This window comes from Ideonella azotifigens, from assembly GCF_006519715.1.
Lineage (GTDB): Bacteria > Pseudomonadota > Gammaproteobacteria > Burkholderiales > Burkholderiaceae_C > Ideonella > Ideonella azotifigens.
The window spans coordinates 1-1,007 of record NZ_VIDT01001195.1 but is presented as its reverse complement, the minus strand read 5'-3'; the positions used below and the strand labels follow the sequence as shown (position 1 = coordinate 1,007).

The 1,007-nt window shown below is 69.5% G+C and carries 2 protein-coding genes; both read right to left on the bottom strand.

The window, feature by feature from the left end; genetic code table 11:
• On the bottom strand, positions 1 to 210 hold a 210-nt coding region (locus FKP22_RS31560), incomplete at its 3' end, for a hypothetical protein (protein ID WP_141292089.1).
• A partial coding sequence (locus tag FKP22_RS31555; protein WP_141292088.1) for a polysaccharide deacetylase family protein occupies positions 207 to 1,007 on the bottom strand: 801 nt, incomplete at its 5' end. The genes FKP22_RS31560 and FKP22_RS31555, both read right to left, overlap by 4 nt.

Below are 1,007 nucleotides of genomic sequence, written 5' to 3'. Positions count from 1 at the left end.
GGCCAGCACTTCCCAGGCCCAGGCCGCGTCGGCCAGTTGTTCCTTGCGCTCCAGCTCCTGTGCGCGTTGCCGCTGCGCCGACTCGAAGACGGTCAGTGCGTCCGGCAAGACCGCGATGCCACCGCCTTCCGCGGGCGGCACTGCAGGCGGCGTGCCGACGCAACCCGCCAGCAACAGCAGCACGGCAAGCCCGGCGCTGGTGCACCTCATGGCACCGGCCCGAAGCGGCGGCTGGTCTGCAGCCTGGCCTTGAAGGCTTCCAGGTCGTGGTCGCCGAAGATCATGGTCCGGCGCAGCATCAGCGGCTGCGCGAAGAAGGCGTTGCCGCCAGGGTTCACCGTCACGGCCAGGCTGTAGCGCTGGCGGGCCAGCAGGTCCAGCACCAGGTCGTTGGAATCGCCATACGGGTACGCGTAGTGCTGCACCTGCACCGGCAGGCGTTTTTCCAGCAGCTCGCGCGGGCCGCGAATCTCCAAGTCCAGGTTCTGCCGGTAGCGCTCGTCGGCCTCGCCGGCCGTGCGCTCGATCAGGTTGCGGTGGCTCTTGGAATGCGCCTGCACGTCCACCAGGCCGGAAGACGCCATCTCCTGCAATTGGCCCCAGCTCAGCGCCTCGCCGGCCCCGATCCAGTCGGTGTAGACGAACAGCGTGGCCGGCAACCCCAGCCGGCGCAGCACCGGATAGGCGTGGCGGTAGGTCGACTCATACCCATCGTCGAAGGTGATAACCACCGAGCGAGGCGGCAGCGCCTCGCGGCCCGCCAGGTAGTCGGCCAACTGGCCCAGGCGGATCACCCGGTAGTCGTTGCGCACCAGCCATTCCATCTGCGCGGCAAAGCGGGCCGGCGAGACGTTCATCTTGCCGCCCCCGGTGCCCAGCCGGTGGTAGCAGAGCACCGGCACCGTCTGGTAGCTGTCGGCATGCACGCCCAGCGGGTTCAGCGGCTGCAGCGGCACCACCAGCGGCCGGCCGGGCTCTGCCCTGCTCAACCCTGCATTGGCCTCGGC